This is a genomic window from Pseudomonas sp. RIT-To-2 (genome assembly GCF_029623465.1).
Taxonomy (GTDB): Bacteria; Pseudomonadota; Gammaproteobacteria; order Pseudomonadales; family Pseudomonadaceae; genus Aquipseudomonas; species Aquipseudomonas silvicola.
The window spans coordinates 41,199-66,412 of record NZ_JAPYKM010000032.1 but is presented as its reverse complement, the minus strand read 5'-3'; the positions used below and the strand labels follow the sequence as shown (position 1 = coordinate 66,412).

The 25,214-nt window shown below is 64.6% G+C and carries 29 protein-coding genes; 12 read left to right on the top strand and 17 right to left on the bottom strand.

Annotation, left to right across the window (positions count from 1 at the left end):
* Positions 1 to 19: 19 nt before the first annotated feature.
* The 3 genes from QBK88_RS23910 to QBK88_RS23900 all read right to left on the bottom strand — a co-directional run bounded on the left by QBK88_RS23910 (position 20) and on the right by QBK88_RS23900 (position 2,985).
* On the bottom strand, positions 20 to 808 hold the full coding sequence (locus QBK88_RS23910) for a DUF2135 domain-containing protein (RefSeq protein WP_277963943.1): 789 nt from the start codon (positions 806 to 808) through the stop codon (positions 20 to 22).
* 135 nt (positions 809 to 943) lie between these two features.
* Positions 944 to 1,768, bottom strand: a complete 825-nt coding sequence (locus tag QBK88_RS23905) for a TIGR03915 family putative DNA repair protein (RefSeq protein ID WP_277963953.1) — start codon at positions 1,766 to 1,768, stop codon at positions 944 to 946.
* The gene (locus QBK88_RS23900; protein ID WP_277963942.1) at positions 1,765 to 2,985 is read right to left on the bottom strand and encodes a putative DNA modification/repair radical SAM protein; all 1,221 of its coding nucleotides are present in this window, start codon (positions 2,983 to 2,985) and stop codon (positions 1,765 to 1,767) included. Before QBK88_RS23900 ends, QBK88_RS23905 begins: the two co-directional genes overlap by 4 nt.
* Positions 2,986 to 3,172: 187 nt before the next feature.
* Between QBK88_RS23900 and QBK88_RS23895 the strand changes: the two genes are divergently transcribed.
* From QBK88_RS23895 to QBK88_RS23880, 4 genes are all read left to right on the top strand, one after another.
* Complete coding sequence (locus tag QBK88_RS23895) at positions 3,173 to 3,415, top strand: exodeoxyribonuclease VII small subunit (protein ID WP_158152602.1); 243 nt, start codon at positions 3,173 to 3,175, stop codon at positions 3,413 to 3,415.
* A complete protein-coding gene (locus QBK88_RS23890) occupies positions 3,412 to 4,299 on the top strand; it encodes a polyprenyl synthetase family protein (RefSeq protein ID WP_268147966.1) in 888 nt (295 codons plus the stop codon). The genes QBK88_RS23895 and QBK88_RS23890 overlap by 4 nt, the downstream gene beginning before the upstream one ends.
* Positions 4,300 to 4,395: 96 nt before the next feature.
* A complete protein-coding gene (gene dxs, locus QBK88_RS23885; protein ID WP_268147964.1) occupies positions 4,396 to 6,291 on the top strand; it encodes a 1-deoxy-D-xylulose-5-phosphate synthase in 1,896 nt (631 codons plus the stop codon).
* 57 nt (positions 6,292 to 6,348) lie between these two features.
* Entirely contained in the window at positions 6,349 to 8,217 is a 1,869-nt protein-coding gene (locus tag QBK88_RS23880; protein WP_277963941.1) for a TonB-dependent receptor domain-containing protein, read from the top strand.
* A 123-nt stretch (positions 8,218 to 8,340) separates the two neighbouring features.
* On the opposite strand, the gene QBK88_RS23875 is transcribed toward QBK88_RS23880, so the two are convergent.
* The 11 genes from QBK88_RS23875 to nrdR form a co-directional block, all read right to left on the bottom strand.
* Positions 8,341 to 9,132, bottom strand: a complete 792-nt coding sequence (locus QBK88_RS23875; protein WP_277963952.1) for a cobalamin-binding protein — start codon at positions 9,130 to 9,132, stop codon at positions 8,341 to 8,343.
* 103 nt (positions 9,133 to 9,235) lie between these two features.
* Entirely contained in the window at positions 9,236 to 9,853 is a 618-nt protein-coding gene (ribA, locus tag QBK88_RS23870; RefSeq protein WP_268147960.1) for a GTP cyclohydrolase II, read from the bottom strand.
* A gap of 117 nt (positions 9,854 to 9,970) precedes the next feature.
* Positions 9,971 to 10,699, bottom strand: coding sequence for a transporter substrate-binding domain-containing protein (locus tag QBK88_RS23865; protein WP_277963940.1), 729 nt, complete (start codon positions 10,697 to 10,699; stop codon positions 9,971 to 9,973).
* 14 nt (positions 10,700 to 10,713) lie between these two features.
* Positions 10,714 to 11,223 carry a phosphatidylglycerophosphatase A family protein gene (locus QBK88_RS23860; protein WP_277963939.1) on the bottom strand — a complete coding sequence of 170 codons (510 nt, stop codon included), beginning with the start codon at positions 11,221 to 11,223 and terminating at the stop codon, positions 10,714 to 10,716.
* Positions 11,220 to 12,185, bottom strand: a complete 966-nt coding sequence (thiL, locus tag QBK88_RS23855) for a thiamine-phosphate kinase (RefSeq protein ID WP_277963938.1) — start codon at positions 12,183 to 12,185, stop codon at positions 11,220 to 11,222. Before thiL ends, QBK88_RS23860 begins: the two co-directional genes overlap by 4 nt.
* Before the next feature lie 18 nt (positions 12,186 to 12,203).
* Positions 12,204 to 12,704 (bottom strand): transcription antitermination factor NusB, encoded by a 501-nt coding sequence (gene nusB, locus QBK88_RS23850; protein WP_277963937.1) that lies wholly within the window; start codon positions 12,702 to 12,704, stop codon positions 12,204 to 12,206.
* Positions 12,701 to 13,177 carry a 6,7-dimethyl-8-ribityllumazine synthase gene (gene ribH, locus QBK88_RS23845; protein ID WP_158152609.1) on the bottom strand — a complete coding sequence of 159 codons (477 nt, stop codon included), beginning with the start codon at positions 13,175 to 13,177 and terminating at the stop codon, positions 12,701 to 12,703. The genes nusB and ribH overlap by 4 nt, the downstream gene beginning before the upstream one ends.
* Before the next feature lie 134 nt (positions 13,178 to 13,311).
* Complete coding sequence (gene ribBA, locus QBK88_RS23840) at positions 13,312 to 14,403, bottom strand: bifunctional 3,4-dihydroxy-2-butanone-4-phosphate synthase/GTP cyclohydrolase II (RefSeq protein WP_277963936.1); 1,092 nt, start codon at positions 14,401 to 14,403, stop codon at positions 13,312 to 13,314.
* 15 nt (positions 14,404 to 14,418) lie between these two features.
* Positions 14,419 to 15,081, bottom strand: a complete 663-nt coding sequence (locus QBK88_RS23835; protein WP_268147951.1) for a riboflavin synthase — start codon at positions 15,079 to 15,081, stop codon at positions 14,419 to 14,421.
* Between the two features lie 45 nt (positions 15,082 to 15,126).
* A complete protein-coding gene (gene ribD / locus QBK88_RS23830; protein WP_277963935.1) occupies positions 15,127 to 16,263 on the bottom strand; it encodes a bifunctional diaminohydroxyphosphoribosylaminopyrimidine deaminase/5-amino-6-(5-phosphoribosylamino)uracil reductase RibD in 1,137 nt (378 codons plus the stop codon).
* 2 nt (positions 16,264 to 16,265) lie between these two features.
* Entirely contained in the window at positions 16,266 to 16,730 is a 465-nt protein-coding gene (nrdR, locus tag QBK88_RS23825) for a transcriptional regulator NrdR (RefSeq protein ID WP_158152613.1), read from the bottom strand.
* Between the two features lie 107 nt (positions 16,731 to 16,837).
* Here nrdR and QBK88_RS23820 point away from each other — a divergent pair, with 107 nt between their 5' ends.
* The 3 genes from QBK88_RS23820 (at position 16,838) to trxA (ending at position 18,872) form a co-directional block, all read left to right on the top strand.
* Positions 16,838 to 17,290, top strand: a complete 453-nt coding sequence (locus QBK88_RS23820) for a YbaY family lipoprotein (protein ID WP_277963934.1) — start codon at positions 16,838 to 16,840, stop codon at positions 17,288 to 17,290.
* Complete coding sequence (locus QBK88_RS23815; protein WP_277963933.1) at positions 17,287 to 17,934, top strand: 50S ribosomal protein L11 methyltransferase; 648 nt, start codon at positions 17,287 to 17,289, stop codon at positions 17,932 to 17,934. Before QBK88_RS23820 ends, QBK88_RS23815 begins: the two co-directional genes overlap by 4 nt.
* A gap of 65 nt (positions 17,935 to 17,999) precedes the next feature.
* Positions 18,000 to 18,872, top strand: coding sequence for a thioredoxin (trxA, locus tag QBK88_RS23810; RefSeq protein WP_268147943.1), 873 nt, complete (start codon positions 18,000 to 18,002; stop codon positions 18,870 to 18,872).
* A 1-nt stretch (position 18,873) separates the two neighbouring features.
* Here trxA and QBK88_RS23805 read toward each other — a convergent pair whose 3' ends face one another.
* The gene (locus QBK88_RS23805; protein WP_268147941.1) at positions 18,874 to 19,221 is read right to left on the bottom strand and encodes a hypothetical protein; all 348 of its coding nucleotides are present in this window, start codon (positions 19,219 to 19,221) and stop codon (positions 18,874 to 18,876) included.
* A gap of 143 nt (positions 19,222 to 19,364) precedes the next feature.
* Here QBK88_RS23805 and QBK88_RS23800 point away from each other — a divergent pair, with 143 nt between their 5' ends.
* From QBK88_RS23800 to QBK88_RS23780, 5 genes are all read left to right on the top strand, one after another.
* Positions 19,365 to 19,946 carry a DUF2796 domain-containing protein gene (locus tag QBK88_RS23800; protein ID WP_277963932.1) on the top strand — a complete coding sequence of 194 codons (582 nt, stop codon included), beginning with the start codon at positions 19,365 to 19,367 and terminating at the stop codon, positions 19,944 to 19,946.
* Positions 19,946 to 20,668, top strand: coding sequence for an ABC transporter ATP-binding protein (locus QBK88_RS23795; RefSeq protein ID WP_277963931.1), 723 nt, complete (start codon positions 19,946 to 19,948; stop codon positions 20,666 to 20,668). The genes QBK88_RS23800 and QBK88_RS23795 overlap by 1 nt, the downstream gene beginning before the upstream one ends.
* Positions 20,668 to 21,933 (top strand): ABC transporter permease, encoded by a 1,266-nt coding sequence (locus tag QBK88_RS23790; protein ID WP_277963930.1) that lies wholly within the window; start codon positions 20,668 to 20,670, stop codon positions 21,931 to 21,933. The genes QBK88_RS23795 and QBK88_RS23790 overlap by 1 nt, the downstream gene beginning before the upstream one ends.
* A gap of 11 nt (positions 21,934 to 21,944) precedes the next feature.
* Positions 21,945 to 22,457, top strand: a complete 513-nt coding sequence (locus QBK88_RS23785) for a DUF3299 domain-containing protein (RefSeq protein WP_268147933.1) — start codon at positions 21,945 to 21,947, stop codon at positions 22,455 to 22,457.
* A gap of 104 nt (positions 22,458 to 22,561) precedes the next feature.
* Entirely contained in the window at positions 22,562 to 23,239 is a 678-nt protein-coding gene (locus QBK88_RS23780) for an OmpW/AlkL family protein (protein WP_268147931.1), read from the top strand.
* 49 nt (positions 23,240 to 23,288) lie between these two features.
* Here the strand turns inward: QBK88_RS23780 and QBK88_RS23775 are convergent, their stop codons facing one another.
* Positions 23,289 to 24,218: an NAD-dependent epimerase/dehydratase family protein gene (locus QBK88_RS23775; RefSeq protein ID WP_268147929.1), complete on the bottom strand. Its 930-nt coding sequence runs from the start codon at positions 24,216 to 24,218 to the stop codon at positions 23,289 to 23,291.
* On the bottom strand, positions 24,211 to 25,095 hold the full coding sequence (locus QBK88_RS23770) for a sugar nucleotide-binding protein (RefSeq protein ID WP_268147927.1): 885 nt from the start codon (positions 25,093 to 25,095) through the stop codon (positions 24,211 to 24,213). The genes QBK88_RS23775 and QBK88_RS23770 overlap by 8 nt, the downstream gene beginning before the upstream one ends.
* Positions 25,096 to 25,214: the final 119 nt, after the last annotated feature.

The following is a 25,214-nucleotide window of genomic DNA, read 5'->3' as shown; positions in this document are numbered from 1 at the left end:
CATCCATGCGGTGCAGGGTTCAATAAGTGAAGGTCTTGACCAGCAGCAGGTCGCCGATGGCGCGCAAGGGCACGATGAAGCTCTCGCGTTTTTCATTGACGGTGTTTTCGTTGAGCACCAGGTTGATCTGCGAGGTGATCACCTCGTTCTGGTTGCCGCGCTCCTCGAAGTTATAGCCGCCATTACTGTAGTTGCCCCAGTAGTTGACGTAGACCAGATAAGTGCCGTGCATCGGCGCGGTCATGGTGAACATCTCCGGGCCGGGCCCGTCGACGCTGTCAGTGTCCAGGCCCCCGCCGTTGCTCAACACCGGGTTGGCGTAGAAGGCGTGCTGGCCGTCGGGGGTGATGATGTGCAGGTCGAGTTCGGCCTTGGGGTCATCCCAGGCCAGGAAGATGCGAATGCGTGCGGGCGTGCGCTGGTCGTTGGCTTCGTAGAATTGCACGCGCTTGAGCGAATTGCCTTCGCTGCTGCGCACCTCGACGCTGTTGGAGCCCGCCCCGAAGGCGTAGGGCCGGGCGAAGCGGCCTTGTTCGTCGGTATACAGGCTCAGCGCGTTGCCGTTCACGGCCAGGGTATGGGGCTGGCGCGCGGCTGAAGTGGCCTTGATCTGCCCCTCGATCATGCTGCGGTTGCGCTGGATACCACGGTCGATGGGCGGCGTGGGATAGGCCACGCGCGGGTTCTCGGTGCGGTCGAGCAGGCCGAAATAACGCCAGCCACCCACGGGGCTGTCGAGGGTGGCCGTGGTGTCCGCCAGGGCGCTGGATGCCCAGAAGATGGCGCTCAACCAGAGGAGAAATCGCATGGGTGCTTCCTGCAATGCATGATGATGAGTGTCTATTCCCGGACACCCTTTATAGCCCGTTTTCAAGGCGGGCGAAGATTAACCAGTTGCCTGATGTTTAACAATCGGCCACACGCCGGAAATGTCGAGCAGTGCTCATCCTCCGGTGACGATGCGCTTGCCCTGGCGGGCGCCAATGGAGCCCGCCTGGCCATCCCGCTGCTTGCCCGTGCGGGCTTCGCTGATCAGCCCGGGGATCAATACCCCTTCCGGCAGGTGTTTCCAGAAACGGCTGGGCAGGTGCCCCTGCATGGCACGGGTGTTGAGCCGCGCCGGGTTGAATATGTGGCTGTAATAGGTCAGCCACAGTTCGCCATGAGGGTCTTCGGCCTGCTGCGCCATCTGCTGCCATGCCACGGGGCATTGGCGCTGGTAGTGCAGTTGTTCACCGTCGTAGTAAACGCCATCCCGAGGTGTAGCAATAAGCCAGCGGTGACGGCCCATGCGCCCGATGAAGTGCGCGCTGGCACTTTCCAGGATGTCGTGGGCCGGTTCGTGCCAGGCCACGTATTCTGGCTGGCCTGCCGCGCCCTCGGCCGGCGCAAGGGCCACGAAGCGCACGAAGGCGTGCAGGTGATGCGCCTCACGGGAAACCTGTTTCAAGCGCCGATGCAGCTCGCTGCCCAGGCTGTCGCCGGCAAGCATCGCGGTGCGATCACCATGGCTCACCCGCCACAGCACTTCATACAGCAGGCTCCAGCGCTGCTGGCCACGGTAGCGGGCGGCCGCTTCCAACTGTTCGACCAGCGCCAGCGGAATTCGCGCCTGGAACGGCCCGGGGGTGGCAGGCAGGTCCTGGTCGGTGGCGAACAGGTCCGCGGTTTCCCAACTGACCTGGCTGGGGTCTACCCCGTGGCTGAGCAACCAGCGTGCCTGTTGGCGCCAGGTGGCGAACAGGTCGTCGCAGTCCAGGCAGATCATCCCCATAACCCCATCTGCTGGGGCGCCGGGCGGTCGCGCAATTGTTCGCGCAACAGGTGGCTGCTGCTCTCGGCCTGGCGTGGATGGTAGTCACTGGTGATCAGGAATGGCTTGGCCTTGGCCAGCACGCAGCGCAGACGTGTGAGGTCTTCGTAGCGAATGCGGCGCTGGCGGCGCAGCTCCACCAGACGCTGAGTGGTACGAATGCCGATACCGGGGATACGCGCGATCAAGGCAGGTTCGGCGCGGTTGAGATCCAGGGGAAACACATCGCGATGTTCCAGCGCCCAGGCCAGCTTGGGGTCGATGTCCAGCGCCAGGTGGCCGGGCCCCTGAAACAGCTCACCCGCCTTGAAGCCATAGCCGCGCAACAGGAAATCGGCCTGGTACAGACGGTGTTCGCGCATCAGTGGCGGCGCGGCCAGGGGTACGCTCTTGGGGCTGTTGGGAATCGGGCTGAACGCCGAGTAATACACCCGCTTGAGCTTGAAGTTGCCGTACAGGCTCTCGGCGCTGTGCAGGATGGTGCTGTCGTCGGTGTCATCGGCACCCACGATCATCTGGGTGCTCTGCCCGGCCGGGGCGAAGGACGGCGCCCTGGGCTCGTTGACGACCGCCTCGCGGCCGACATGAATGGTGCTCATGGCCTGGCGAATGGAGCTGACCTGCTTTTCCGGCGCCAGCGTCTGCAGGCCGGCGTCGGTGGGCAGTTCGATATTGACGCTGAGGCGGTCGGCGTAGCGACCGGCTTCCTCGATCAGGCGCGGGTCGGCTTCGGGAATGGTCTTGAGGTGGATATAGCCGCGAAATTCATGTTCTTCGCGCAACAGTCTGGCCACGCGCACCAGTTGCTCCATGGTGTAGTCGGCGGAGCGGATGATGCCGGAGCTCAGGAACAGCCCGCTGATGCAATTGCGCCGGTAGAAGTCCAGGGTCAGGGTAACGACTTCCTCTGGTGTGAAGCGCGCCCGGGGCACGTCGCTGGAGCGGCGGTTGACGCAGTACTGGCAGTCGAACAGACAGAAGTTGGTGAGCAGGATCTTGAGCAGCGACACGCAGCGCCCGTCCGGCGTATAGCTGTGGCAGATGCCCATGCCATCGGTGGCGCCCAGCCCGGCCTTGCCTTCGGAGCTGCGCTTGGGCGCGGCGCTGCTGGCGCATGAAGCGTCATACTTGGCGGCGTCGGCGAGGATGCTGAGTTTCTCGATCAGCTGCATGGGTTTTCTCGGCACTGTTTTTATATACAGTAAGGCAGGCGCCAGGGGCACTCAAGAAATTTGCGCTGCACTGGCGAAAAAGTGACCAACGGCGCCAACCTGCAACAGTGTTTTGCAACCACTGATTTGCCCGTGGCGCCCTGCTCTGCTAGTGTCGCGCGGTTTGAACCCTGTCGAGAGAGCCGCCATGGCCCGTAAGAAAGCTTCCGTGGATTTCGAGCAATCGCTGGCCGATCTGCAAACCCTGGTCGAGCGTCTGGAAAACGGCGAATTGTCGCTGGAAGATTCCCTGGCCGCCTTTGAACAAGGCATTGGCCTGACCCGCGACTGCCAGGCCGCGCTGGCCCAGGCCGAACAGAAGGTGCAAGTACTGCTCGAACGCGACGGGGAGCTGACCCAAGAGCCCTTTGACGCGGAACAGCCCGAATGATCAGCACTTACCAGGCCACCTGCCAGGCACGTGTCGATGGCGCCCTGAACAGCCTGTTCACCGCGCCTGCCCCTGAGCTGGCGCGGCTTTACGAAGCCATGCGCTACAGCGTGATGAACGGCGGCAAGCGCGTGCGCCCACTGCTGGTGTATGCGGCCTGCGAAGCCTTGGGCGCGCCGGCCGAGCACGGCAATGGCGCGGCCTGTGCGGTGGAATTGATTCATGCCTATTCGCTGGTGCACGACGACCTGCCGGCCATGGACGATGACGACCTGCGCCGCGGCCAGCCCACGACTCACAAGGCTTTCGACGAAGCCTGCGCGATCCTGGCCGGTGACGGGCTGCAAAGCATGGCCTTCGGTGCGCTGCTGGATGATCGCCTGAGCCCTCAGAACGAGGCCCTGCGCTTGCAGATGGCCATGGTCCTGGCCAAGGCCGCGGGCCCCGCCGGCATGGTCGGCGGCCAGGCCATCGACCTGGGTTCGGTGGGCAAGAAGCTCGACCAGAACGCCCTCGAGTTCATGCACCGGCACAAGACCGGCGCCCTGATCGAGGCCAGTGTGCAACTGGGTGCGCTGGCCAGCGGCCGGGCCACGCCTGAACAGCGCGAGGCATTGAAGACTTATGCACAGGCCATCGGCCTGGCGTTCCAGGTTCAAGACGATATTCTGGACGTGGAAAGCGACACCCAGACCCTGGGCAAGCGCCAGGGCGCAGACATCGCCCGCGACAAGCCGACCTACCCGGCGCTGCTGGGCCTGGACCTGGCCAAGGCCTATGCCCTGCAGCTGCGCGACCAGGCGCTGGAGGCCCTGCGGCCCTTTGACGCAGCAGCCGAACCGCTGCGCGAACTGGCCCGTTACATTGTCGAACGTCGCAGTTGAACAACCCGGCGCCAACCACCCGATGCGTCATCGCGTGGGCAGTCGGCGCTGCATAGGTTAAACTGCCGCCACTTCATATCTATAACGATTCGCCTGATGCCCACGACGTTTCAAGAGATTCCCCGCGAACGCCCGCTGACGCCCCTGCTGGACCGTGCCGACACGCCGGCCGGGCTGCGCCACCTGGGTGAAGCCGAGCTGGAAACCCTGGCCGATGAACTGCGCCAGGAGTTGCTCTATACCGTTGGCCAGACCGGCGGGCACTTCGGTGCCGGCCTGGGCGTCATCGAACTGACGATTGCGCTGCATTACGTCTTCGACACGCCCGACGACCGCCTGGTGTGGGACGTGGGCCATCAGGCCTACCCGCACAAGATCCTGACCGGTCGTCGCGAGCGCATGGCCAGCCTGCGCCAGAAGGACGGCCTCGCGGCCTTCCCGCGGCGTAGCGAGAGCGAGTACGACACCTTCGGCGTCGGCCACTCCAGCACGTCCATCAGTGCCGCCCTGGGCATGGCCATCGCCGCGCGCCTGCAGAACAGCGGGCGCAAGTCCATCGCCGTGATCGGTGATGGCGCACTGACTGCCGGCATGGCCTTCGAGGCGTTGAACCACGCACCCGAGGTCAACGCCGACATGCTGGTGATCCTCAACGACAACGACATGTCGATCTCGCGCAACGTCGGTGGCCTGTCCAACTACCTGGCGAAGATCCTGTCCAGCCGCACCTACGCCAGCATGCGCGAAGGCAGCAAGAAAGTGCTGTCGCGCCTGCCAGGTGCCTGGGAGATTGCCCGCCGTACCGAAGAATACGCCAAGGGCATGCTGGTACCCGGTACCCTGTTCGAAGAGCTGGGCTGGAACTACATCGGCCCCATCGACGGCCACGACCTGCCCACCCTGGTGGCTACCCTGCGCAACATGCGAGACCTCAAGGGCCCGCAGTTCCTGCACGTGGTCACCAAGAAGGGCAAGGGCTTCGCGCCGGCCGAAGTGGACCCGATCGGCTACCACGCCATCACCAAGCTGGAGCCGTTGAACGCGCCCGCCGCGCCGAAGAAAGCCACGGGGCCGAAGTACTCCGCGGTATTCGGCCAGTGGCTGTGCGACATGGCCGCCGCCGACGAACGCCTGGTGGGCGTTACCCCGGCGATGAAGGAAGGCTCGGACCTGGTCGACTTCAGCGAACGCTACCCCGAGCGCTATTTCGACGTGGCCATCGCCGAGCAGCACGCGGTGACCCTGGCCGCGGGCATGGCCTGCGAAGGCGCCAAGCCGGTGGTGGCTATCTATTCCACCTTCCTGCAGCGCGGCTATGACCAGTTGGTGCATGACGTGGCGGTGCAGAACCTCGATGTGCTGTTTGCCATCGACCGCGCCGGCCTGGTGGGCGAAGATGGGCCGACCCACGCCGGCAGCTTCGACCTGTCGTACCTGCGCTGCATTCCGGGCATGGTGATCATGACCCCGAGCGACGAGAACGAACTGCGCAAGATGCTCACCACCGGGCACCTGTTCCCGGGCCCGGCCGCAGTGCGCTACCCCCGTGGCACCGGCCCCAACGCCCCTATCGAGGCAGGCCTGGAGCCGCTGGAAATCGGCAAGGGCATCATTCGCCGCCAAGGCAGCAAGACAGCCTTGCTGGTGTTCGGCGTGCAATTGGCCGAAGCCCTGAAAGTGGCCGAGAAACTCGACGCCACCGTGGTCGACATGCGCTTCGTCAAGCCCCTGGATGAGGCCATGGTGCGCGACATCGCTGCCCGTCACGAACTGCTGGTGACCGTCGAGGAAAACAGCATCATGGGCGGCGCCGGTGCCGCGGTCAGCGAGTTCCTGGCCCGCGAGAACCTGCTCAAGCCCGTGCTGCACCTGGGGCTGCCGGATACGTACGTGGAACACGCCAAACCCGCCCAGATGCTGGCCGAATGCGGCCTGGACGAGGCCGGCATCGAAGCCGCCGTGGCCCGGCGCCTGCAACTGCTCGGTCTCTGAGCCAGACTTCCCGGGAGCCCTGACAGGGCCCCGGGAAGCGCATTGCAAGGACACGCCATGCGCCCCGCCCTGCTGCTGCCCCTCGCCCTGCTGTGCCCGCCGGACGCTTTTGCCGACGATGAGCCGTTGAAGCTGGCCGACACGCTGGTGACTGCCAACCGGCAGGCCGAATCCCGCGACACCAGTACCAGCGCCAGCACTGTGTTCACCCGTGCCGACATTGAGCGCCTGCAGCCCGACAGCATGGTTGACCTGCTCAACCGCGTGCCCGGGGTCCAGGTGGCCCAAAGCGGCGGTCGCGGCAGCCTGCCGGGGATCTTCGTTCGCGGCATGCAATCCTCCCAGACCCTGGTACTGGTGGATGGGGTGCGGGTGGCCACGGCCACGTCGGCCGACAGCAACCTGCAACACCTCGGCGTCGACCAGATCGAACGGGTGGAGGTGTTGCGTGGTGCTCGTTCGGCAATTCATGGCGCCGATGCCATGGCAGGGGTAATCCAGATCTTTACCCGCCGCGCCGATCAATCGGGGTTGCAGGGCCGGGTGCGCGTGGCGGCTGGCAGTGAAGGGCGTTGGCAGCACGACCTCGGGCTATCCGGGGCCGATGACGACAGCCGCTTCGCTCTTAGCGCCGGGCTGGACGAAAGCGCGGGCATCAACCGAACCCATGCATCGTTTGCCAGCGACCAGGATCACGACGCCTATCGCAACCGGTCCTTGAGCCTGACCGCCAGCCATTATTTCACCGACGACCTGGAGGCTGGGTTCAACCTGCTGGATAACCAGGGCAAGAACGAGTTCGACAACCCCTTTGGCCGTTTTGACCCCGCAAGCTTCACCTCGGTCGGGCAAAAACCCTACAGCGACTTTCAGCTGAGCAGTTTCGGCACTTATGTCGACGCCCAGCTCACCGAGCGCTGGAAGAGCCGCGTGGAACTGGGCCATAGCGAGAACAGGGAAATATCGCGCGACACCCTCAGCGACGAGCATTCCGTGTTCAATACCTACCGCGACTCGCTTGGCTGGCAGAACACCCTGCGCCTGGATGAACGCCACACCCTGCTGGCGGGTGTGGACATGTTCCAGGACAGGGTCAACAGCAGCACCGCTTTCGATGAGGACAGCCGTTGGAACCGCGCGGCGTTCGTACAGCACAGCTATCGCGGCGACAGCTTCGGGACCCAGGTCGGCTGGCGCCGCGACGTGAATCAGCAGTTCGGTGGGCAGAACACCTGGAGCGCGGCGCTGACCTGGTTCGTCAACCGCAGCAATGACCTGGTGCTGTCCTACAGCGAAGGCTTCCGTGCGCCGACGTTCAACGATCTCTATTACCCGGGCTACAGCAACCCGAACCTCACACCCGAGCATTCGAAGAGCCATGAGCTGCAGTGGCGCAGCCGTCTGAGCGATACCACACGCCTGGAGACCTCGCTGTACCGTATCGACCTTAGCGACGCCATCGTGCTGGACAGCAACTTTTTGCCGCAGAACATTGGCCACGCGCGCATCAACGGTGCCGAGGGCGTCTTGCGCCAGCAAGTCCTGGGCTGGGATAGCGCCCTGAGCGTAGCGGTGATCGACCCCCGCGACCGCGACAGCAGCCATACCTTGACCCGCCGGGCCCGACGCACGTTGAACGGGGACCTGGACCGGCGCTTCGGGGCACTGGGCGTCGGCATGACCTGGCAAGCGGTGAGCCGCAGCTATAACGACGCCTCCAATCAGCAAGGGATGGGCGGTTACGCGCTGATGGGGTTACGTGGCAGTTGGGCGGTGACGCCCCAGGTCAAGGTCGACCTGAAGGTAGATAACGTGTTCGATCGCCAGTACAGCCGGGTGCTGTACGAGTTTGATGGGCAGGCGCATGGGTATCGAGAGCAGGGACGGGCCTGGACCATTGGGCTGACGTGGCAGCCAGCGCTATAGGCGCGGGCTTTCGGGAAAATCCTGGTTGCGTGTCGACGCCTTCCCGAGCTTCGCCCGGTCCCACAGGGTTGATGCGGCCCCCTGTGGGACCGGGCGAAGCTCGGGAACAGGCAACGCTTCACATCAGGTGTGCGATGCCATTTTGTGGCAAAGCGATTCAACGGCATCGATCATCGCGGCACTGGGGCGCTCCAGCGCGCCATCGCTTGCCCACACCCTTCCTGCCTTGACCGCTTCTACCTTTGGCCAGGCACGCCAGGCATCAGCCTGGGCCTGGTCCGGCACCAGTATCACCTGGGGGTCGCGCTGCAACACCGATTCGATGCTCACCTGCGGTGCCGGTACGCGCAGCTCATTGAAAATGTTTTCCCCCCCACACACCCGCAGCGCATCGCTGATGATCTGTTGGCCACCCAGCGTGAAAAGCGGCTTGTCCCACACTTGGTAGAACACCCGCAACGGCACCTGCCGGTGGTAACGCTCGCTGAGCGCCGCCAGCCGCTGCCGGATATCGCTGGCAAGCCGTCGCCCCTTCTCGGACGCATCGAGATGCTGGCCCACGACCTCGATCTGCACTGCCAGCTCATCCAGGGTGTGCGGGTCGACCACCAGGGTGGCAATGCCAAGACGCTGCAGTTGATCGCGCTGGGCCACCCCGACGCTGCCCGGCCACAGCAACAGCAGATCGGGCTTGAGCGCCAACAGGGCTTCGGTATTGAGTTGACTGTAATGCCCAACCGACGGCACCTGCTCCAGGCCTGCAGGCCGAGGCCCCGCATCCAGCATGCCCACCAGACGCTGTTGCGCGCCCAGCTCGACGACGATTTCAGTCAACGACGGTGCCAGGCTGATGACCCGCTGCGCAGCCGATGCCCCGGCGCAGAACATCAGGCAACACAACAGCGCCACGCGCATCAGCAGCGCTGACGAGGAATTCGGTACAGGCATAGCAGCAACACGCTGGAGGAGGCCAACAGGCACCAGGCCACCGCCAGACGGCGGCGCACCTGGGACCGGGTCACGCCTGGCCAACCTCACTCTGGTGTTCGTTGCCCATCATGTGCCCCAACTTCCCGGCCTTGGTGGCCAGGTAGTGTTTGTTGTGGGGGTTGTGGCCAGTGTGCAGCGGCACGCGCTCGGCCACCACGATGTTCATGTTGGTCAGGGCCTTGACCTTGCGCGGGTTGTTGGTCATCAGCCGCAGCGACTTGACCCCCAGGTGTTCCAGCATCGGCAGGCACATGGCGTAATCACGCTGGTCGGCGGCGAAGCCCAGGCGCTCGTTGGCCTCTACGGTATCAGCGCCGCCATCCTGCAGCTCATAGGCGCGGATCTTGTTCAACAGGCCGATACCGCGGCCCTCCTGGCGCAAATACAACAACACACCACGGCCTTCGCGCGCGATGGCCTGCAGGGCAGCTTCCAGTTGCGAACCGCAGTCGCAACGCTGGCTGAACAGAGCATCACCGGTCAGGCACTCGGAATGCAAACGGCCCAGCACGGGTTCGCCGTCGGCTACATCGCCCAGGCTCAGCACAACGTGCTCGCGGCCGGTGGCTTCGTCGAGGAAACCGTGCATGGTGAATTGCGCAAAAGGCGTTGGCAGCTTGGAAGCGGCGACAAAAACGACGGGCACCGTGTGCTCCTATCAAATATCTGACGTGAAAATTGACCCAAGGCTGCATTGTAACAGCAGCTTACGGACGGCGCTTAGGCTGAATTATTGGGGCTAAAGATCGGGAAGTTTGATCGCTTATGGCGTAAAGGGATAAGGCTGGTTCCAGCGGGCGAAGATTGGCCGCAGGCCGCCATCGGGCACCAGCTCGTCCATGCGCTGATCGAACAGCGCCATCAGGGCCCGGCCTCGCGGGCTGTCGGCAAAGCCGACAAACAATGGCAGCTCCGCGATATGCGTGAGCTTGAACTGCCGCGGGTTGTCGGCTTCCTTGAGAATACCGTCGGCCTCGGTGAAGGCGTCGATGTAATAGTCGGCGCGGTCGTGAACCAGCATCGAGAGGATACCAGTGCGGCGCTGCACTTCGTTGTACTGGTGAATGGCGGGCAGGTAGCGTTCGAAACCGTAGCCACGCACCCAGGCCAGGCGGTAACGACCGATGGTGCTCAGCGTAGGCGCTGGCTTGTCTGCCAGCCCCAGCGCGTAGATATGGTCGGTGTCGTAGTGCCAACGGGGGTAAAGCGTGTTGGCGACCTCGTCATGGTAAGAGCCAACCCAGGCATCGGCCTCGCCTCGCTGCACCAACCCCATGGAACGGGTATAAGGTGCGCTGCGGGTGTGGATCTGAACCCCGGCAGGCTCGAACACCTTGCGCAGTATGTCCCAGCCCAGACCCGTGCCGTCGGCGTTGGTGTAGTCGCTCCACTCTTCGCTGACGACGGTTATCTGTGCCGGTGGCGGCTCGGCCGCGGCCACGCCGGCTACCGCCAGCAGGCCCAGCACCATCACCAGAATCCTTTTGACCATCGCCCTGCTCCCTGTCAAACGAAGTGCCACCCCCAGACTACCGCCTGCATGGCCAGCCAGGCGAACACGCCGGCCAGGACGTCATCGAGCATGATGCCCAGGCCCCCGTGCACATGCCGGTCGACCCAACTGATCGGCCAGGGTTTGAGTATGTCGAAAAAACGGAACAGCAGAAAACCCACCAGCAGCCATTCCCACCCTTGGGGCACCAGCCACAGGGTTATCCACATGCCCACCATTTCGTCCCAGACGATACCTTCGTGGTCATGCACCCCCAGGTCGTCCGCCACCTTGCCGCACAGCCAGAAGCCGAACAGCAGGGTGATGCCCAGCATCAGCCAGTAGCCCCAGCCGGGCAGCATCTGCCACAGGGGCATGAACGGGATGGCCACCAATGACCCCCAGGTACCGGGCGCCCTGGGCAGCGTACCGGAACCGAAGCCGAAGGCCATGAAATGCCAGGGGTTGCGCCACACCGACGGAACTGCGTTCTCTTCCAGGGCCTGGTTGGAGGGGTGTGTCACGGTGTCTCCCGAAAATGTTGGTAGCCCCGCACAACCGGGGTGATGTCGCGGCCGGCGCCGTCCAGCAGGCTGACGCCCTGCCCCGCGCGTACCTGGCCCACCACATGAATCGGCCAGCCATCGGCCCGCAGGCTGTCAAGGTGCCGGGGCGGCAGGCTGAACACCAGCACGTAGTCATCCCCCCCGGTGAGCGCCGCGTTCTGCGCGCCTTCGCGGCCGCAAAACGCCACCAGCGCATCCGACAGCGGCAAGGCCTCGAGCTCCAGCGCCAGCGCCACGGCGGAGGCCGAGGCAATATGCCCGCAATCAGCCAGCAGGCCGTCGGAGATATCCATGGCGGCGGTGGCCTTGCCGCGCAGGGCCAGGCCCAGGCCGAATTGCGGCGGTGGGGACCAGTAGTGGGCCAGCAACGGCCCGGCCATCCCGTCGTGCGCCTGGGCCTGGCCCAGTACCAGCGGCAAGGCGCCAGCGGCATCACCCAACACCCCGCCCACGCACAGCAGGTCGCCCGGCTGGGCGCCACTGCGCAGCAGCGCCTGCCCGACGGGTACAGCGCCGAACACGGTAACGGTCAGGCTCAACGGCCCACGGGTGGTGTCCCCGCCGATCAGGCTCAGGCCACATTGCCGGGCCATGCGGTTCAGGCCCTCGGCAAACGGCTGCAGCCAGCCTTCGGCCACCGACGGCAAGGTCAGCGCCAGGGTAAAGCCCAGTGGGGAAGCGCCCATGGCCGCCAGGTCACTGGCTGCCACCGCCAGCGCGCGCTGGCCGAGCAGAAGGGGGTCTGCGGGGTCGGGGAAATGCACCCCGGCCACCAGGGTGTCGGTCGACACGGCCAACTGCTGGCCGGCTGGCAAGGCCAGCAGGGCGCAGTCATCGCCAATGCCGAGCGCCACCCCGTCACCGCCCTGCGCACAGGGCGCGGCGGCGAAGAAGTGTCGGATCAGCTCAAACTCGCCCATGGTCTGCAAGCGCGCGAATCAGCGCTTGAAAGCCTTCACTTCGGCGGCGCGAACGTTCGGCGCTACCTTGTCCAGCACACCGTTGACGAACTTGTGGCCGTCGGTGGAACCGAAGACCTTGGCCAGCTCGATACCCTCGTTGATGACCACGCGGTACGGCACGTCGACACGCTTGAGCAGCTCCCAGGTGGACAGGCGCAGGACAGCCAGTTCAACAGGGTCCAGCTCTTCCAGGGCCAGGTCCATGCACGGCGTGAGCACGGCATCGATCTCGCTCTTGCTGGCGGGAACGCCGTGCAGGATCTCGCGGAAGTACGCGCCATCGACGTCGGTAAAATCGTTGTCGACCCGGAACTGGGCTTCGATCTCGTTCAGCGAGTGGCTTGCCATGTGCCATTGGTACAGGGCTTGAGTCGCCAGCTTGCGGGCTTCACGACGCTTCATGCTCTTGGAAGGCTTGCCAGCATCCGCAGGTTTTGGATCGCGCGGGTTGAAACGATCGCTTTCGTCGGAAATCACTTGGCCTCCAACTGCGACAGCAGGCTGACCATTTCCAGGGCGGACAGGGCAGCTTCGGCGCCCTTGTTGCCTGCCTTGGTGCCGGAACGCTCGATGGCCTGCTCGATGGAATCGACGGTCAGCACGCCAAAGGCCACCGGTACGCCAAACTCCATGGACACCTGGGACAGGCCCTTGGTGCATTCGCCAGCCACGTATTCGAAGTGCGGGGTGCCACCACGAATGACCGCGCCCAGGGCGATGATCGCGTCGTACTCGCTCTGCTGAGCGACTTTCTGGGCCACCAGCGGAATTTCAAAGGCGCCCGGAGCGCGAATGATGGTGATGTCGCTTTCGCTGATACCGTGGCGAACCAGGGCGTCAACGGCACCGCTCACCAGGCTTTCGACGACGAAGCTGTTGAAACGGCCAACCACCAGGGCATAGCGACCTTTGGGGGCAATGAAGGTACCTTCGATGGTCTTCAGGGTCATTCGGGTGAGTCTCGTCTTAAAGAGCAAGGACGCCAGGGGCGTCCTATGGGGGTAATGGTTCACGAACAAGCACGTACGGGGTCACTGAAAACCATAGCGCTGGCCTGGCAATCTGGCGACCCTTTTACCGGTGTTTATTCGGAGGGCACGTATTCTACTACTTCCAGATCGAATCCGGATATCGCATTGAACTTCATTGGCGAACTCATCAGGCGCATCTTGCGCACGCCCAGGTCGCGAAGGATCTGGGAACCGGCCCCGACGATGCTGTAGGTGGTCGGTTTTTTCGCCGGCGCGCTGTCGCCGGTTTCACGGATATGGGCCAGCAGCACATCGCCGTCCACCGGGTTGCCCAGCAACAGCACCACGCCGCTGCCGGCCTCGGAAACCGCGCTCATGGCGGCCCGCAGGCTCCAGCGGCCAGGCTGCTTGACCATCAGCAGGTCGCGCAGCGGGTCCATGTTGTGCACCCGTACCAGGGTCGGCTCCTCGGCGCAGATAGTGCCCAAGGTGAGGGCCATGTGCACGTCGCCTTCCACCGAATCGCGGTAGGTGACCAGGTTGAACTGGCCCAGCTCGCTGTCCAGCGGCTGCTCGGCAATCCGCTGAACGGTACGTTCGTGGATCATGCGGTAGTGGATCAGGTCGGCGATGGTGCCGATCTTGATGCCGTGCTCGGCGGCGAAGGCTTCCAGTTCGGCACGACGGGACATGGTGCCGTCGTCGTTCATCACTTCGCAGATCACGCCGCTGGGCTCGAAACCGGCCATGCGCGCCAGGTCGCAGGCGGCCTCGGTGTGGCCGGCACGGGCCAGGGTACCGCCGGCCTGAGCCATCAGCGGGAAGATGTGGCCTGGGCTCACGATGTCTTCAGCCTTGGCGTCCCTGGCAGCGGCCGCTTGCACGGTACGCGCGCGGTCGGCGGCGGAGATGCCGGTGGTGACGCCCTCGGCGGCTTCGATGGACACGGTGAACTTGGTACCGAAACCTGAACCGTTGCGCGGCGCCATCAACGGCAGCTTGAGCAACTCGCAGCGCTCGCGGGTCATGGGCATGCAGATCAGGCCACGGGCGTGCTTGGCCATGAAGTTGATGTGCTCGGCCTGGCAGCATTCGGCGGCCATGATCAGGTCGCCTTCGTTTTCCCGGTCTTCGTCATCCATGAGGATGACCATCTTGCCCTGGCGGATATCTTCCACCAGCTCTTCAATCGTGTTGAGCGCCACGCGGCACCCCCTATGTCAGGACTTCAGGTAACCGTTGGCGGCCAGGAAGCTTTCGCTGATGCCACCGCTGGATGGCTCGGCGGCCTTGTCGCCCAGCAGCAGGCGCTCCAGGTAACGGGCCAGCAGGTCCACTTCCAGGTTGACCTTACGGCCAGCGCGGTAGTCGGCCATGATGGTTTCGGCCAGGGTGTGCGGAACGATGGTCAATTCGAACTCGGCGCCATCGACGGCGTTCACGGTCAGGCTGGTGCCGTCGACGGTGATCGAGCCCTTGTGGGCGATGTACTTGGCCAGCTCTTTGGGGGCACGGACACGGAACTGGATGGCACGGGCGTTTTCTTCACGCGAGACCACTTCGCCAACACCGTCGACGTGGCCGCTGACCAGGTGGCCACCCAGGCGCGAGCTTGGCGTCAGAGCCTTTTCCAGGTTGACCCGGCTGCCGGCCTTCAAGTCATGAAATGCGGTGCAGTCCAGGGTTTCGCGGCTGACGTCGGCCCAGAAGCCGTCGCCCGGCAGCTCGACGGCCGTCAGGCACACGCCGTTGACGGCGATGCTGTCACCCAGTTTGACGTCGGCAAGGTCCAGCTTGCCGGTCTCTACGTAAACACGGACGTCGCCGCCTTTGGGGGTCAACGAACGGATGCTGCCGATGGATTCGATAATGCCGGTGAACATGGATCCTCCTACGGAACCGGGCCTGCGCTGGGCGCGAGGCTGAAATTATACGCTTGGCGCCTTGGCAGGTACCGCGATGACTCGCCAGTCAGCTCCCACGGCACGCATTTCAATGATTTCAAGGTGTGGCGCCTGGCTCATGCGGGCCAACGGCCAGTCCAGCAACGGGCGGGCGCTGGAGCCCAGGAACTTGGCGGCGACGAATATCTGGTACTCATCCACCAGCCCGGCCTGGGCGAACGCGCCCGCCAACGTGGGCCCGGCCTCGACCAGGACCTCGCTGGCACCACGGGCCGCCAGCGCTTCAAGCAGCGCCTGAAGGCTGACATGGCCCCCGGGGCCAGCGATTTCCAGGAGCTCGTGGCCCTGCTGCTGATAACGCGCGGCCGCGCCGCTGCCTGGGCAGGTGACCACCAGGGCGGAACCGGCCTGGAAGAAAGGTGCGTCCAGGGGCACCCGCAACCGGCCGTCAATCAACACTCGCAGCGGCGGCCGCTCAGTGGCCAGCGCGGTGGCCTCGGGGTCCAGGCCCAGCTCGCTGGCACGCACGGTCATGCGCGCACCGTCAGCCAGCACGCTGTCGGCACCGGTCAGCACCACGCTGGACCGTGCCCGCAGGCGTTGCACCGCAGAGCGTGCTGCCGGCCCGGTGATCCATTGGCTTTCGCCACTGGCCATGGCCGTGCGGCCGTCCAGGCTCATGGCCAGCTTGACCCGCACGAACGGCAGGCCATGCTCCATGCGCTTGAGGAAGCCAGGGTTGAGCGCCCGCGCCTCGCCTTCCAGCACACCGCTGTGCACAGCGATGCCGGCATCATTCAGGCGCCGCAGGCCACGGCCGGCCACTTGTGGATTGGGGTCCTGCATGGCCGCCACCACCCGCGCCAGCCCGGCGTTGACCAGGGCATCGGCACAGGGCGGCGTGCGGCCATGGTGGCTGCACGGTTCCAGGGTGACGTAGGCGGTGGCGCCACGGGCCAGCTCGCCGGCCTGGCGCAAGGCATTCACTTCGGCATGGCCTTCGCCGGCGCGCACATGCCAGCCCTCGCCCACCACCTGGCCATCGCGCACGATCACGCAACCGACACGGGGGTTGGGGTGGGTGGTGTACTGGCCACGGCGCGCCAGCTCGATGGCGCGGGCCATGTAATGTGCATCGAGGACGGCTTGCTCGCTGGCCATGATCACTCCTTGGACGGCTCGCGGGCCAGGCGATCGATTTCCTCGCGGAATTCGTCCAGGTCCTGGAAACGGCGGTACACCGAGGCGAAGCGAATGTAGGCGACTTCATCGAGTTTCTGCAGCTCGGCCATCACCAGTTCGCCGACGACCAGCGATTTGACCTCGCGCTCGCCGGTGGCGCGCAGCTTGTGCTTGATGTGGGCCAGGGCCGCTTCAAGCCGCTCGACGCTGACCGGGCGCTTTTCCAGCGCCCGCTGCATGCCGGCGCGCAATTTTTCTTCGTCGAAGGGTTGGCGGCTGCCGTCCTGCTTGATCAGGCGGGGCAAAACCAGTTCGGCGGTTTCGAAGGTGGTGAAACGCTCACCGCAGGCCAGGCATTCGCGACGACGGCGTACTTGCTCGCCCTCGGCGACCAGTCGCGAGTCGATGACCTTGGTGTCGTTGGCACCGCAGAAGGGACAGTGCATGGTGGCAGGCAACAAAAAATGGGAGGGCCATGGTAGCGCATCCCACTGGCAAGACAAGCCAAAGCCTTTGCGGTATACAGAGGTAATTTATTGCGATGGATCTGCCAATGCCCCTACGCCCCCTTGTTTTGCTGAGCCTGGTCGCCCTGTTGGCGGCCTGTGGCAGCGATAAGCCCAAACCCGTTGCACCCGTGGCACCGGCGCCCAAAGCCGCGGTAGCCGGGCCCGAACCCCTGGGCCCGCTGCCCGCCTACCAGCGTGAACTGACCGGCACCCTGTTGGGCGCCCCTGCTGGCGCCGAGGTAGAACTGGCACTGTTGGCGGTGGATGAGCGCGGCCGTCCACAGAAACTGCTGGCCAGCAGCAAGCAGACCGGCACCAGCAAGCCACTGCCCTTCCAGCTGCGGTTCAACCCGGAGGCCTTTCCCAGCAACCTGCGGGTCGAACTGCGCGGGCGTGCCAGCCAGTCCGGCATTCTGATCCTGCACCTGCCGGCCGTGCCGGTTGGCCAACCCACTACCCAGTCCCTGGGGCAACTGCAATTGCTGCAGGCACCATGAAGGGATTGCAACAGGCGCTTGGCGACTTGCTGGGCGACGCCCGTCTGGTACCCACTGCGCTGCCCGGCACGGATATTCGCCTGTGGCTGCTCGACGGTGACAACATGGACCGGGCATTCAGCCCCGAGGAAACCCGGCGCATTCTTCACGAGCCGCCCTGCTGGAGCTTCTGCTGGGCCAGCGGCCTGGCGCTTGCCCGCTACCTGGCCGAGCAGCCGCAATGGGTCGAGGGCCTGCGCGTGCTGGATTTCGGCGCTGGCTCCGGTGTTGCCGCCATCGCCGCGGCGAAGGCCGGGGCCGCTGAAGTAGTCGCCTGCGACCTGGACCCGCTGGCGCTGGATGCCTGCCGAGCGAACGCCGGGCTCAACGGTGTGACACTAGGGTACAGCGCCGATTTCTTCGCCGAAGCCGACCGCTTCGACCTGATCCTGGTGGCCGACGTGCTGTACGACCGCGCCAACCTGCCGCTGCTCGACCACTTCCTCAGCCGCGGCCACCAGGTGCTGGTCGCCGACTCCCGGGTGCGGGATTTCAGCCACCCGGTCTACCGGCAACTGGCGCGCCTTGAAGCCTGCACCCTGCCGGATCTGGCCGAGCCTCACGAATTCCGCTACGTCAGCCTCTATCACGCACGCCGCGGCTGAGGCGCTTTCGGCCAGCGGCGCCAGCCTTTATAGTGCAACCATTACCGCTTTTTTCGAGATGCACGATGAGCCAGCCCACGCCGTATATTTTCGATGTCACCACCGCCACCTTCCAGCAGGACGTGATCGACAAGTCGTTCGAGCAACCGGTACTGGTGGATTTCTGGGCCGAATGGTGCGCGCCCTGCAAAGTGCTGATGCCCCTGTTGGAAAAGATCGCCGAGAGTTATCAGGGCGAGCTGCTGCTGGCCAAGGTCAACTGCGATGTGGAACAGGACATCGTCGCCCACTTCGGCATTCGCAGCCTGCCGACCGTAGTGCTGTTCAAGGAGGGCAAGCCGGTGGACGGCTTCGCCGAGGCGCGGCCGGAGTCAGAAATACGCGCCATGCTCGAGCCGCATGTGCACATGCCGGCTCCGGCCGAGGCCGACCCTCTGGAAACCGCCCAGGCGCTGTTCAGCGAGGGTCAGTACGCCAAGGCCGAGCAAGTGCTGGTGAACCTGCTGCAAGCGGACAACAGCAATGCCAAGGCGCTGATCCTGTATGCCCGCTGCCTGGCCGAACGCAACGAATTGACTGAAGCACAGACCGTGCTGGATGCGGTCAAGGGCGACGAGCACAAGGCCGCGCTCGCCGGCGCCAAGGCGCAATTGACCTTCCTGCGCCAGGCCGCCGACCTGCCGGACGCCGCCGACCTGAAAAGCCGTATCGCGCAGAACCCGGGCGACGACGAGGCCGTGTTCCAGCTGGCCATCCAGCAGCTCGCCCGCCAGCAATACGAGGCGGCCCTGGACGCCCTGCTGAAACTGTTCGTGCGCAACCGCAGCTTCAACGAAGGCGTTGCTCACAAAACATTGCTGCAAGTGTTCGACCTGCTGGGCAATGACCACCCGCTGGTGACCACCTACCGCCGCAAGCTGTTCGCCGCGCTGTACTGATCTACCCCACCCAGCAATACAGCGGCGCGTCAGCGCCGCTTTCCACCCGCACTTCACGGCAATGGCGCAGGCGCACCAGCAGACGCTTGCCCGCCGCCGTGCTGCCCGCCAGGCCCTCGAGCTGCCCGAGCAATTCGGGGCCGCTGATCTGCCCGGCCTGTTCCACCAGTTGGAGGGTGGTCTGCCACAGCGCGTCGCCCTGCCCGGCCGGCTTCGCTTCAGGGGCGGGCACAGGGGCGGGCTCGGCCTGTACCTGAAGGTGCGCCCCCAGCTGCTGCCAGTCGGCGGCATCCATTTCGATGGTCAAGTCCACCGGCCAGGCGCCGATGGTTCCGCGAATTCGTAACATGGTCATTCCTCTGGTGCGAATGGCCATGTTCCCACAGCTCCCACCCATTGCGCCTGATAGAAATTTCATCTGGGGCTTTATGGCGCAGGCACTTTAAAGTTGTTATAACGTTACAATTATCCCAATTCCACCAGGATTTCTTCATGCGCCGACTTCTGCTCGCCCTGCCCCTCGCGTTGCTGCCACTGGCCATTGCCCACGCTGACGACACCACGGTAAAACACGGCAGCCTCGGCACGCATGAACATGGTACCGCCCGCGTCAACGCCGCTCTGGACGACCGGACCCTGGCTCTGGAACTGCAAACCCCGGCCATGAACATTGTCGGTTTCGAGCACCTGGCTACCACCGACGCCGACAAGGCGGCCGTCGCCAAGGCCCATGCCTTGCTGGAAAAACCCCTGGCCCTGTTCGGCCTGCCAGCCGCGGCCGGTTGCAGCGTGACCAGCCAACACCTGCAAAGCCCGCTGTTCGGTGATGCGATGCCCGCCGATGATGGCGACGATGACCATGACCAGCACGCCGCCGGTGAAGAGCACCACCACAGTGAGATTCATGCGAGCTACGAGCTGACCTGCACCGCGCCAGACAAGCTCAAGGCCCTGGACACCGCCCAACTGTTCAAGACGTTCCCGGCCACCCACAAAGTCGTGGTGCAGATGATCGGCCCAGCCGGACAGAAAGGCCTGGACGCGACCCCGGACAACAGCGCCCTGACATTCTGATGGCCAGCACAGCCCTCATCGAACTGCGCGACCTGCATTTCGCCTGGCCGCGCCAACCGGCATTGCTGGACATACCCGCGTTTGAATTGCAGGCCGGCGAAACACTGTTCCTCAAAGGCCCCAGCGGCAGTGGCAAGACGACCCTGCTGGGGCTGCTGGGCGGCGTGCAGAAACCGGTCAGCGGCAGCGTTCAGGTGCTGGGCCAGGAGCTCAGCGACCTGAGCCAGGGCCGCCGGGACCGCTTCCGAGTCGACCATACCGGTTATATCTTCCAGCAGTTCAACCTGCTGCCGTTCCTCTCGGTACGCGAGAACGTCGAACTGCCCTGCCACTTTTCCCGCCTGCGGGCCGACAAGGCCCGCCAGCGCTACGGCACCATCGACCAGGCCGCCGCGACGCTGCTGGCCCACCTCGGCCTTGGCGACCCGGCGTTGTTGGAACGCCGCGCCGACACCCTGTCCATCGGCCAGCAGCAGCGCGTGGCCGCCGCCCGCGCATTGATCGGCCAGCCGGAACTGGTGATCGCCGACGAACCCACCTCGGCCCTCGACCACGACGCACGGGAGGCATTCATCCGCCTGCTGTTCGCTGAATGCCGCGACGCCGGTTCCAGCCTGCTGTTCGTCAGCCACGACCAGAGCCTGGCACCCCTGTTCGACCGCAGCCTGTCACTGGCCGAACTCAACCGGGCCGTGCGCCCCGCTGCCCCAGGGGAAGTCTGATGTACCTGTTCCGCCTAGCCGTCGCCAGCCTGGCCAACCGCCGCTTCACGGCATTTCTTACCGCGTTCGCCATTGCCTTGTCGGTGTGCCTGCTGCTGGCCGTTGAACGGGTGCGCACCGAAGCCCGCAACAGCTTCGCCAGCACCATCAGCGGTACCGACCTGATCGTCGGTGCCCGCTCCGGCTCTGTGAACCTGCTGCTGTACTCAGTGTTTCGCATCGGCAATGCTACCAACAACATCCGCTGGGACAGCTTCCAGCACTACGCCCACGATCCCCGGGTAAAATGGGCCATTCCCATGTCCCTGGGGGATTCGCACCGGGGGTATCGCGTGCTGGGCACTGACCAGTCGTACTTCGAGCACTACCAGTACGGCCGCCACCAGAACCTGGAGATGGCCGCCGGCCGCTTCTTCGCCACCGACCCGTTCGAAGTGGTGCTGGGCGCCGAAGTCGCCGACGCCCTGCATTACAAGTTGGGCGACACCCTGGTGCTGGCCCACGGCACAGCGGCCATCAGCCTGATCAAGCACGATGACAAGCCCTTCACCGTGGTGGGCATCCTCAAGCGCACCGGCACGCCTGTGGACCGCACACTGCACATCAGCCTGGGCGGCATGGAAGCTATCCACATCGACTGGCACAACGGCGTGCCGGCCCGCGGCGCCGGGCGCATCAGCGCCGACCAGGCGCGCAACATGGACCTCACGCCCAGCGCCATCACGGCGATGATGCTGGGGCTGAACAACAAGATCTCGGCCTTCTCCCTGCAGCGGGAAATCAATGATTTCGTGGGCGAGCCATTGCTGGCCATTCTTCCCGGGGTAGCACTGCAAGAGTTGTGGAGCCTGATGGGCACCGCGGAGAAGGCATTGTTCGTGGTGTCGTTGTTCGTGGTACTGACTGGCCTGATCGGCATGCTCACGGCTATCCTCACCAGCCTCAACGAGCGTCGGCGGGAAATGGCGATACTGCGGTCCGTTGGCGCTCGGCCGTGGCATATCGCCAGCTTGCTGATCCTGGAAGCCTTCGCGTTGGCCCTGTGTGGCATTGGCGCCGGCGTGGCCTTGCTCTATGCCGGTATCGCGGCTGCCCAAGGGTATGTGCAAGCCAACTACGGCCTGTATCTGCCGCTGTCGGCACCTACGGCCTATGAATGGTCGCTGCTGGGGATTATCCTCGGCGCAGCCCTGGTCATGGGCGCCGTGCCGGCCTGGCGTGCTTACCGGCAGTCACTGGCCGATGGCCTGTCCATTCACCTGTGAGCCTTGCCAACATGAAAGCCGCTTTGCTGTGCCTGCTGTTGCTGGTATCCCCCACCCTGTGGGCCGCCGCGCCGCGCGAACTGACCTGGGCGGAAATGATTCCGCCCGATGCGCCGAAGGTGGCCCCGCAAATGACGCCGCTGCACGACCTGTCCAAGATGGGCAGCGACATGGAATCGGCACCGGCGGTGAAGCAGCAGGAACCCGATGCCCCGGTGGTCAAGGCGCTGGATGGCCAGAACGTGAAGATGCCCGGCTTTATCGTGCCATTGGAAGTCAGCGATGAAGGCCGCACCACCGACTTTCTGCTGGTGCCCTACTACGGCGCCTGCATTCACGTACCGCCGCCGCCGTCCAACCAGATCGTGCACGTGACCAGCCAGGTGGGCGTCAAGCTCGACGACCTGTACCAGGCGTTCTGGGTCGAAGGCACCCTGCGGGTCAAGCCGTCCAGCAGCGAACTGGCCGACGCCGGCTACCAGCTGGAAGCGGACAAGATCTATATCTACGAATTGCCGGAGTAAATTCGTCGGTTAATGACGGTTTTATTGAGCTGGGTCAAAACCCTCGACCTAGAGCATTCCTACCATTGGCCAAGGCTTTTTCCCCCTTGTCCGATGGAGACCCGATGAACACCAAACTCCTGGGGGCCTCGCTGTTCAGCCTGGCCCTTGTCACGCCTTTTGCCCACGCTCACCAGGCCGGCGATTTCATCGTCCGCGCGGGCTCTGCCACCACCGCCCCCAATGAGGACAGCGGCAACCTGAAACTCGACGGGGCGAAAGTCGCCGGTACCAAGGCGACCCTGGACAGTGACACCCAGCTGGGGCTGGCCTTTGCCTACATGCTGACCGACCACGTGGGCGTGGAACTGCTGGCCGCCACCCCCTTCCAGCACACCGTGGGCGTGAAGGGCGCGGGCCTGGACGGCAAGCTGGCCGACATCAAGCAACTGCCGCCAACCCTGTCGCTGCAGTACTACCCGCTGGACAGCAGCTCCAAGTTCCAGCCCTACGCGGGTCTGGGCTTGAACTACACCTGGTTCTATGACGAAGACTTGAGCAGCGCGCGCAAGGCCCAGGGCTTCAGCAACCTGAACCTGAAGAACTCCTGGGGTTGGGCCGCGCAGGTGGGTGCCGATTACATGCTGACCGACCACATCATGCTCAACGCCGCCGTCTGGTACGTGGACATCGACACCCAGGCCAGCGTCGACGGCCCGACCGCGCTGGGCGTAGGCCGCACCAAGGTGAACGTCGATGTCGACCCATGGGTGTACATGGTAGGCGTGGGTTACAAGTTCTGACTTACTCGCATGCAGGGCCGGGCGGCCCAGGCCCTGCATGGCAAGCGCTCTACAGCCCCAGCAGACGCTTCAAGCCAGTGGCCATGGGGGTGATGGGCGGCAAGGTAAAGCGTTGCAGCATGCGCGCGTTGTCGGCTCGCGAATGCTTGATGTCGCCAGGCCGTGCCTCGCCGTAACTCACCTCAGGCAAGCTACCCAGCACCGACTTCAACTCGGCCAGCAATTGGTTGAGGCTCATGGCCTGGTTCAGGCCAACGTTGATGGCCCCCTCTTCCACGCCCTGCGCTTCCAGTGCCTGCACCAGCACCGCTACCAGATCACCCACGTAGATGAAGTCGCGGGTCTGCTCGCCATCACCGAACAGGTTGATGCGCATGCCCTGCTGGGCACGTTCACAGAAGATGCTGATGACCCCGGAGTACGGCGAGGACGGATCCTGACGGGGACCGAACACGTTGAAGAAACGAAAGATCACCGGTTCCAGGCCATGCTGGCGGCGGTAGAAATCGAAGTAGTACTCGCTCGCCAGCTTGTCCGACGCATAGGGGGTCAGCGGCGCCTTGGGGGTGTCCTCGGCGATGGCCTCACCTTCGCCGTTGTTGCCGTAAACGGCAGCACTGGAGGCGAACACCACCCGCTGGATGCCGGCGACGCGCATGGCCTCGCAGACATTCAGGGTGCCGATGAAATTGGCCTGGTGCGTGCGCACCGGGTCGTCCACCGAAGCCTGCACTGACGCCACGGCAGCCAAGTGGACTACCGCCTTGCAACCCTGGGCCGCGCGGGCTACCAGGGCAGCGTCGGCGACATCGCCTTCGATCAGCTCCACCCGCGGGTTGTCCAGCGGCAGGTTGCTGCGCTTGCCGGTGGAAAGGTCGTCGAGAATACGGACGGCGTGGCCCTTTTCCAGCAAGGCGTCCACCAGGTTGGAGCCGATGAAGCCGGCGCCGCCGGTGATCAAAACAGGTGCATCAACCATGTCGGTAATATCTGTCCAGTAAACTTGGGAGCCCCGAGCGCCAGGCGCGCGGCTTTATCCCGAAAGTGTGAAGGATTTTCTTGCAGGCCAGCACGGCGTGCTGCGGCTCCTGAGCGGCGTCGGGTTGCGCGGCATGGGCCTGGGCCGTGGGGGCCTCGATCGCCAGCGGGTGCAGGCTGGCTGCCTCGCTGATGACCGCCTGGCCCAGCGCCAGCGGCGTGGTGGCCTCGTTGCCGGCGTAGTGGTAGGTACCCCACAACGGCGCGGCACAATCGAGTTGCTTGAGTACCGAGATGATCACCCGCGCGGCATCATCCACCGGCGTCGGGTTGCCGCGACGGTCATCGGCCAGGAAGATTTCCTGTGGCTGCTCGGCGCGGGTCAGGAAACGTCCCAGCACACCGTCGACGCTATCGTCCAGCAGCCAGCCGAAGCGCAGCAATACATGTTGCGGGCAGGTAGCGCGCACGCTCTGCTCGATCCGCCACAGTGCCTGCCCGCGCAGGCCAAGGGGCACCGGCTCGTCTTTTTCGCTATAGGCCGTGGCTCGGGAGCCATCGAAAACGCGGTAGCTGGAAGGCTGCACCAGAATCACCTGGTGGTGCTGGCACAGTTCGGCCAGCCGCTCGACAGAACGTTCCTGCTGGGCAAGGCGCGTCTCGCTGACAGTCGCAGCCTGGAACCAGTCGAAATAGTAGGCAAGGTTGATCAACGCGTCGGGGCGGGTATCGTCGAGCAGTTGGGTAAGGCTCGCCGCATCCCAGCCGGCTTCCGGCGGGCGCGGAGCGAGGAAGCCGATGTCTTCCTCCGCCCCGAGACGAATCAGCGCTTGCCCAAGGGCATTACCGCCGCCCAACAGCATAAGGCGCATTCGCATAGAGTCAGCAGGTCCAGTCCGGTGAATTCGGTGAGCCAGCGATTGCCCGGGGCCAAGCCCGCGTGGCGATCGGTCAAGAGGCTCATGGTATTGCATTTTGCGGATTTGTGCTGCGCGGA

What these genes read in the sequence shown, in the direction of transcription:
- ribD (WP_277963935.1), bottom strand. Translation starts at nt 16,263, where the DNA reads ATGGCCAGCGAGCAAGCCGTCCTCGATGCACATTACATGGCCCGCGCC.
- QBK88_RS23835 (WP_268147951.1), bottom strand. Translation starts at nt 15,081, where the DNA reads ATGTTCACCGGCATTATCGAATCCATCGGCAGCATCCGTTCGTTGACC.
- QBK88_RS23895 (WP_158152602.1), top strand. Translation starts at nt 3,173, where the DNA reads ATGGCCCGTAAGAAAGCTTCCGTGGATTTCGAGCAATCGCTGGCCGAT.
- QBK88_RS23775 (WP_268147929.1), bottom strand. Translation starts at nt 24,218, where the DNA reads ATGGTTGATGCACCTGTTTTGATCACCGGCGGCGCCGGCTTCATCGGC.
- QBK88_RS23905 (WP_277963953.1), bottom strand. Translation starts at nt 1,768, where the DNA reads ATGATCTGCCTGGACTGCGACGACCTGTTCGCCACCTGGCGCCAACAG.
- QBK88_RS23790 (WP_277963930.1), top strand. Translation starts at nt 20,668, where the DNA reads ATGTACCTGTTCCGCCTAGCCGTCGCCAGCCTGGCCAACCGCCGCTTC.
- QBK88_RS23770 (WP_268147927.1), bottom strand. Translation starts at nt 25,095, where the DNA reads ATGCGAATGCGCCTTATGCTGTTGGGCGGCGGTAATGCCCTTGGGCAA.
- QBK88_RS23780 (WP_268147931.1), top strand. Translation starts at nt 22,562, where the DNA reads ATGAACACCAAACTCCTGGGGGCCTCGCTGTTCAGCCTGGCCCTTGTC.
- QBK88_RS23900 (WP_277963942.1), bottom strand. Translation starts at nt 2,985, where the DNA reads ATGCAGCTGATCGAGAAACTCAGCATCCTCGCCGACGCCGCCAAGTAT.
- QBK88_RS23910 (WP_277963943.1), bottom strand. Translation starts at nt 808, where the DNA reads ATGCGATTTCTCCTCTGGTTGAGCGCCATCTTCTGGGCATCCAGCGCC.
- QBK88_RS23785 (WP_268147933.1), top strand. Translation starts at nt 21,945, where the DNA reads ATGAAAGCCGCTTTGCTGTGCCTGCTGTTGCTGGTATCCCCCACCCTG.
- QBK88_RS23800 (WP_277963932.1), top strand. Translation starts at nt 19,365, where the DNA reads ATGCGCCGACTTCTGCTCGCCCTGCCCCTCGCGTTGCTGCCACTGGCC.
- QBK88_RS23805 (WP_268147941.1), bottom strand. Translation starts at nt 19,221, where the DNA reads ATGTTACGAATTCGCGGAACCATCGGCGCCTGGCCGGTGGACTTGACC.
- QBK88_RS23880 (WP_277963941.1), top strand. Translation starts at nt 6,349, where the DNA reads ATGCGCCCCGCCCTGCTGCTGCCCCTCGCCCTGCTGTGCCCGCCGGAC.
- QBK88_RS23890 (WP_268147966.1), top strand. Translation starts at nt 3,412, where the DNA reads ATGATCAGCACTTACCAGGCCACCTGCCAGGCACGTGTCGATGGCGCC.
- trxA (WP_268147943.1), top strand. Translation starts at nt 18,000, where the DNA reads ATGAGCCAGCCCACGCCGTATATTTTCGATGTCACCACCGCCACCTTC.
- QBK88_RS23865 (WP_277963940.1), bottom strand. Translation starts at nt 10,699, where the DNA reads ATGGTCAAAAGGATTCTGGTGATGGTGCTGGGCCTGCTGGCGGTAGCC.
- QBK88_RS23795 (WP_277963931.1), top strand. Translation starts at nt 19,946, where the DNA reads ATGGCCAGCACAGCCCTCATCGAACTGCGCGACCTGCATTTCGCCTGG.
- QBK88_RS23875 (WP_277963952.1), bottom strand. Translation starts at nt 9,132, where the DNA reads ATGCGCGTGGCGCTGTTGTGTTGCCTGATGTTCTGCGCCGGGGCATCG.
- ribH (WP_158152609.1), bottom strand. Translation starts at nt 13,177, where the DNA reads ATGACCCTGAAGACCATCGAAGGTACCTTCATTGCCCCCAAAGGTCGC.
- QBK88_RS23820 (WP_277963934.1), top strand. Translation starts at nt 16,838, where the DNA reads ATGCCCCTACGCCCCCTTGTTTTGCTGAGCCTGGTCGCCCTGTTGGCG.
- nrdR (WP_158152613.1), bottom strand. Translation starts at nt 16,730, where the DNA reads ATGCACTGTCCCTTCTGCGGTGCCAACGACACCAAGGTCATCGACTCG.
- dxs (WP_268147964.1), top strand. Translation starts at nt 4,396, where the DNA reads ATGCCCACGACGTTTCAAGAGATTCCCCGCGAACGCCCGCTGACGCCC.
- QBK88_RS23815 (WP_277963933.1), top strand. Translation starts at nt 17,287, where the DNA reads ATGAAGGGATTGCAACAGGCGCTTGGCGACTTGCTGGGCGACGCCCGT.
- thiL (WP_277963938.1), bottom strand. Translation starts at nt 12,185, where the DNA reads ATGGGCGAGTTTGAGCTGATCCGACACTTCTTCGCCGCCGCGCCCTGT.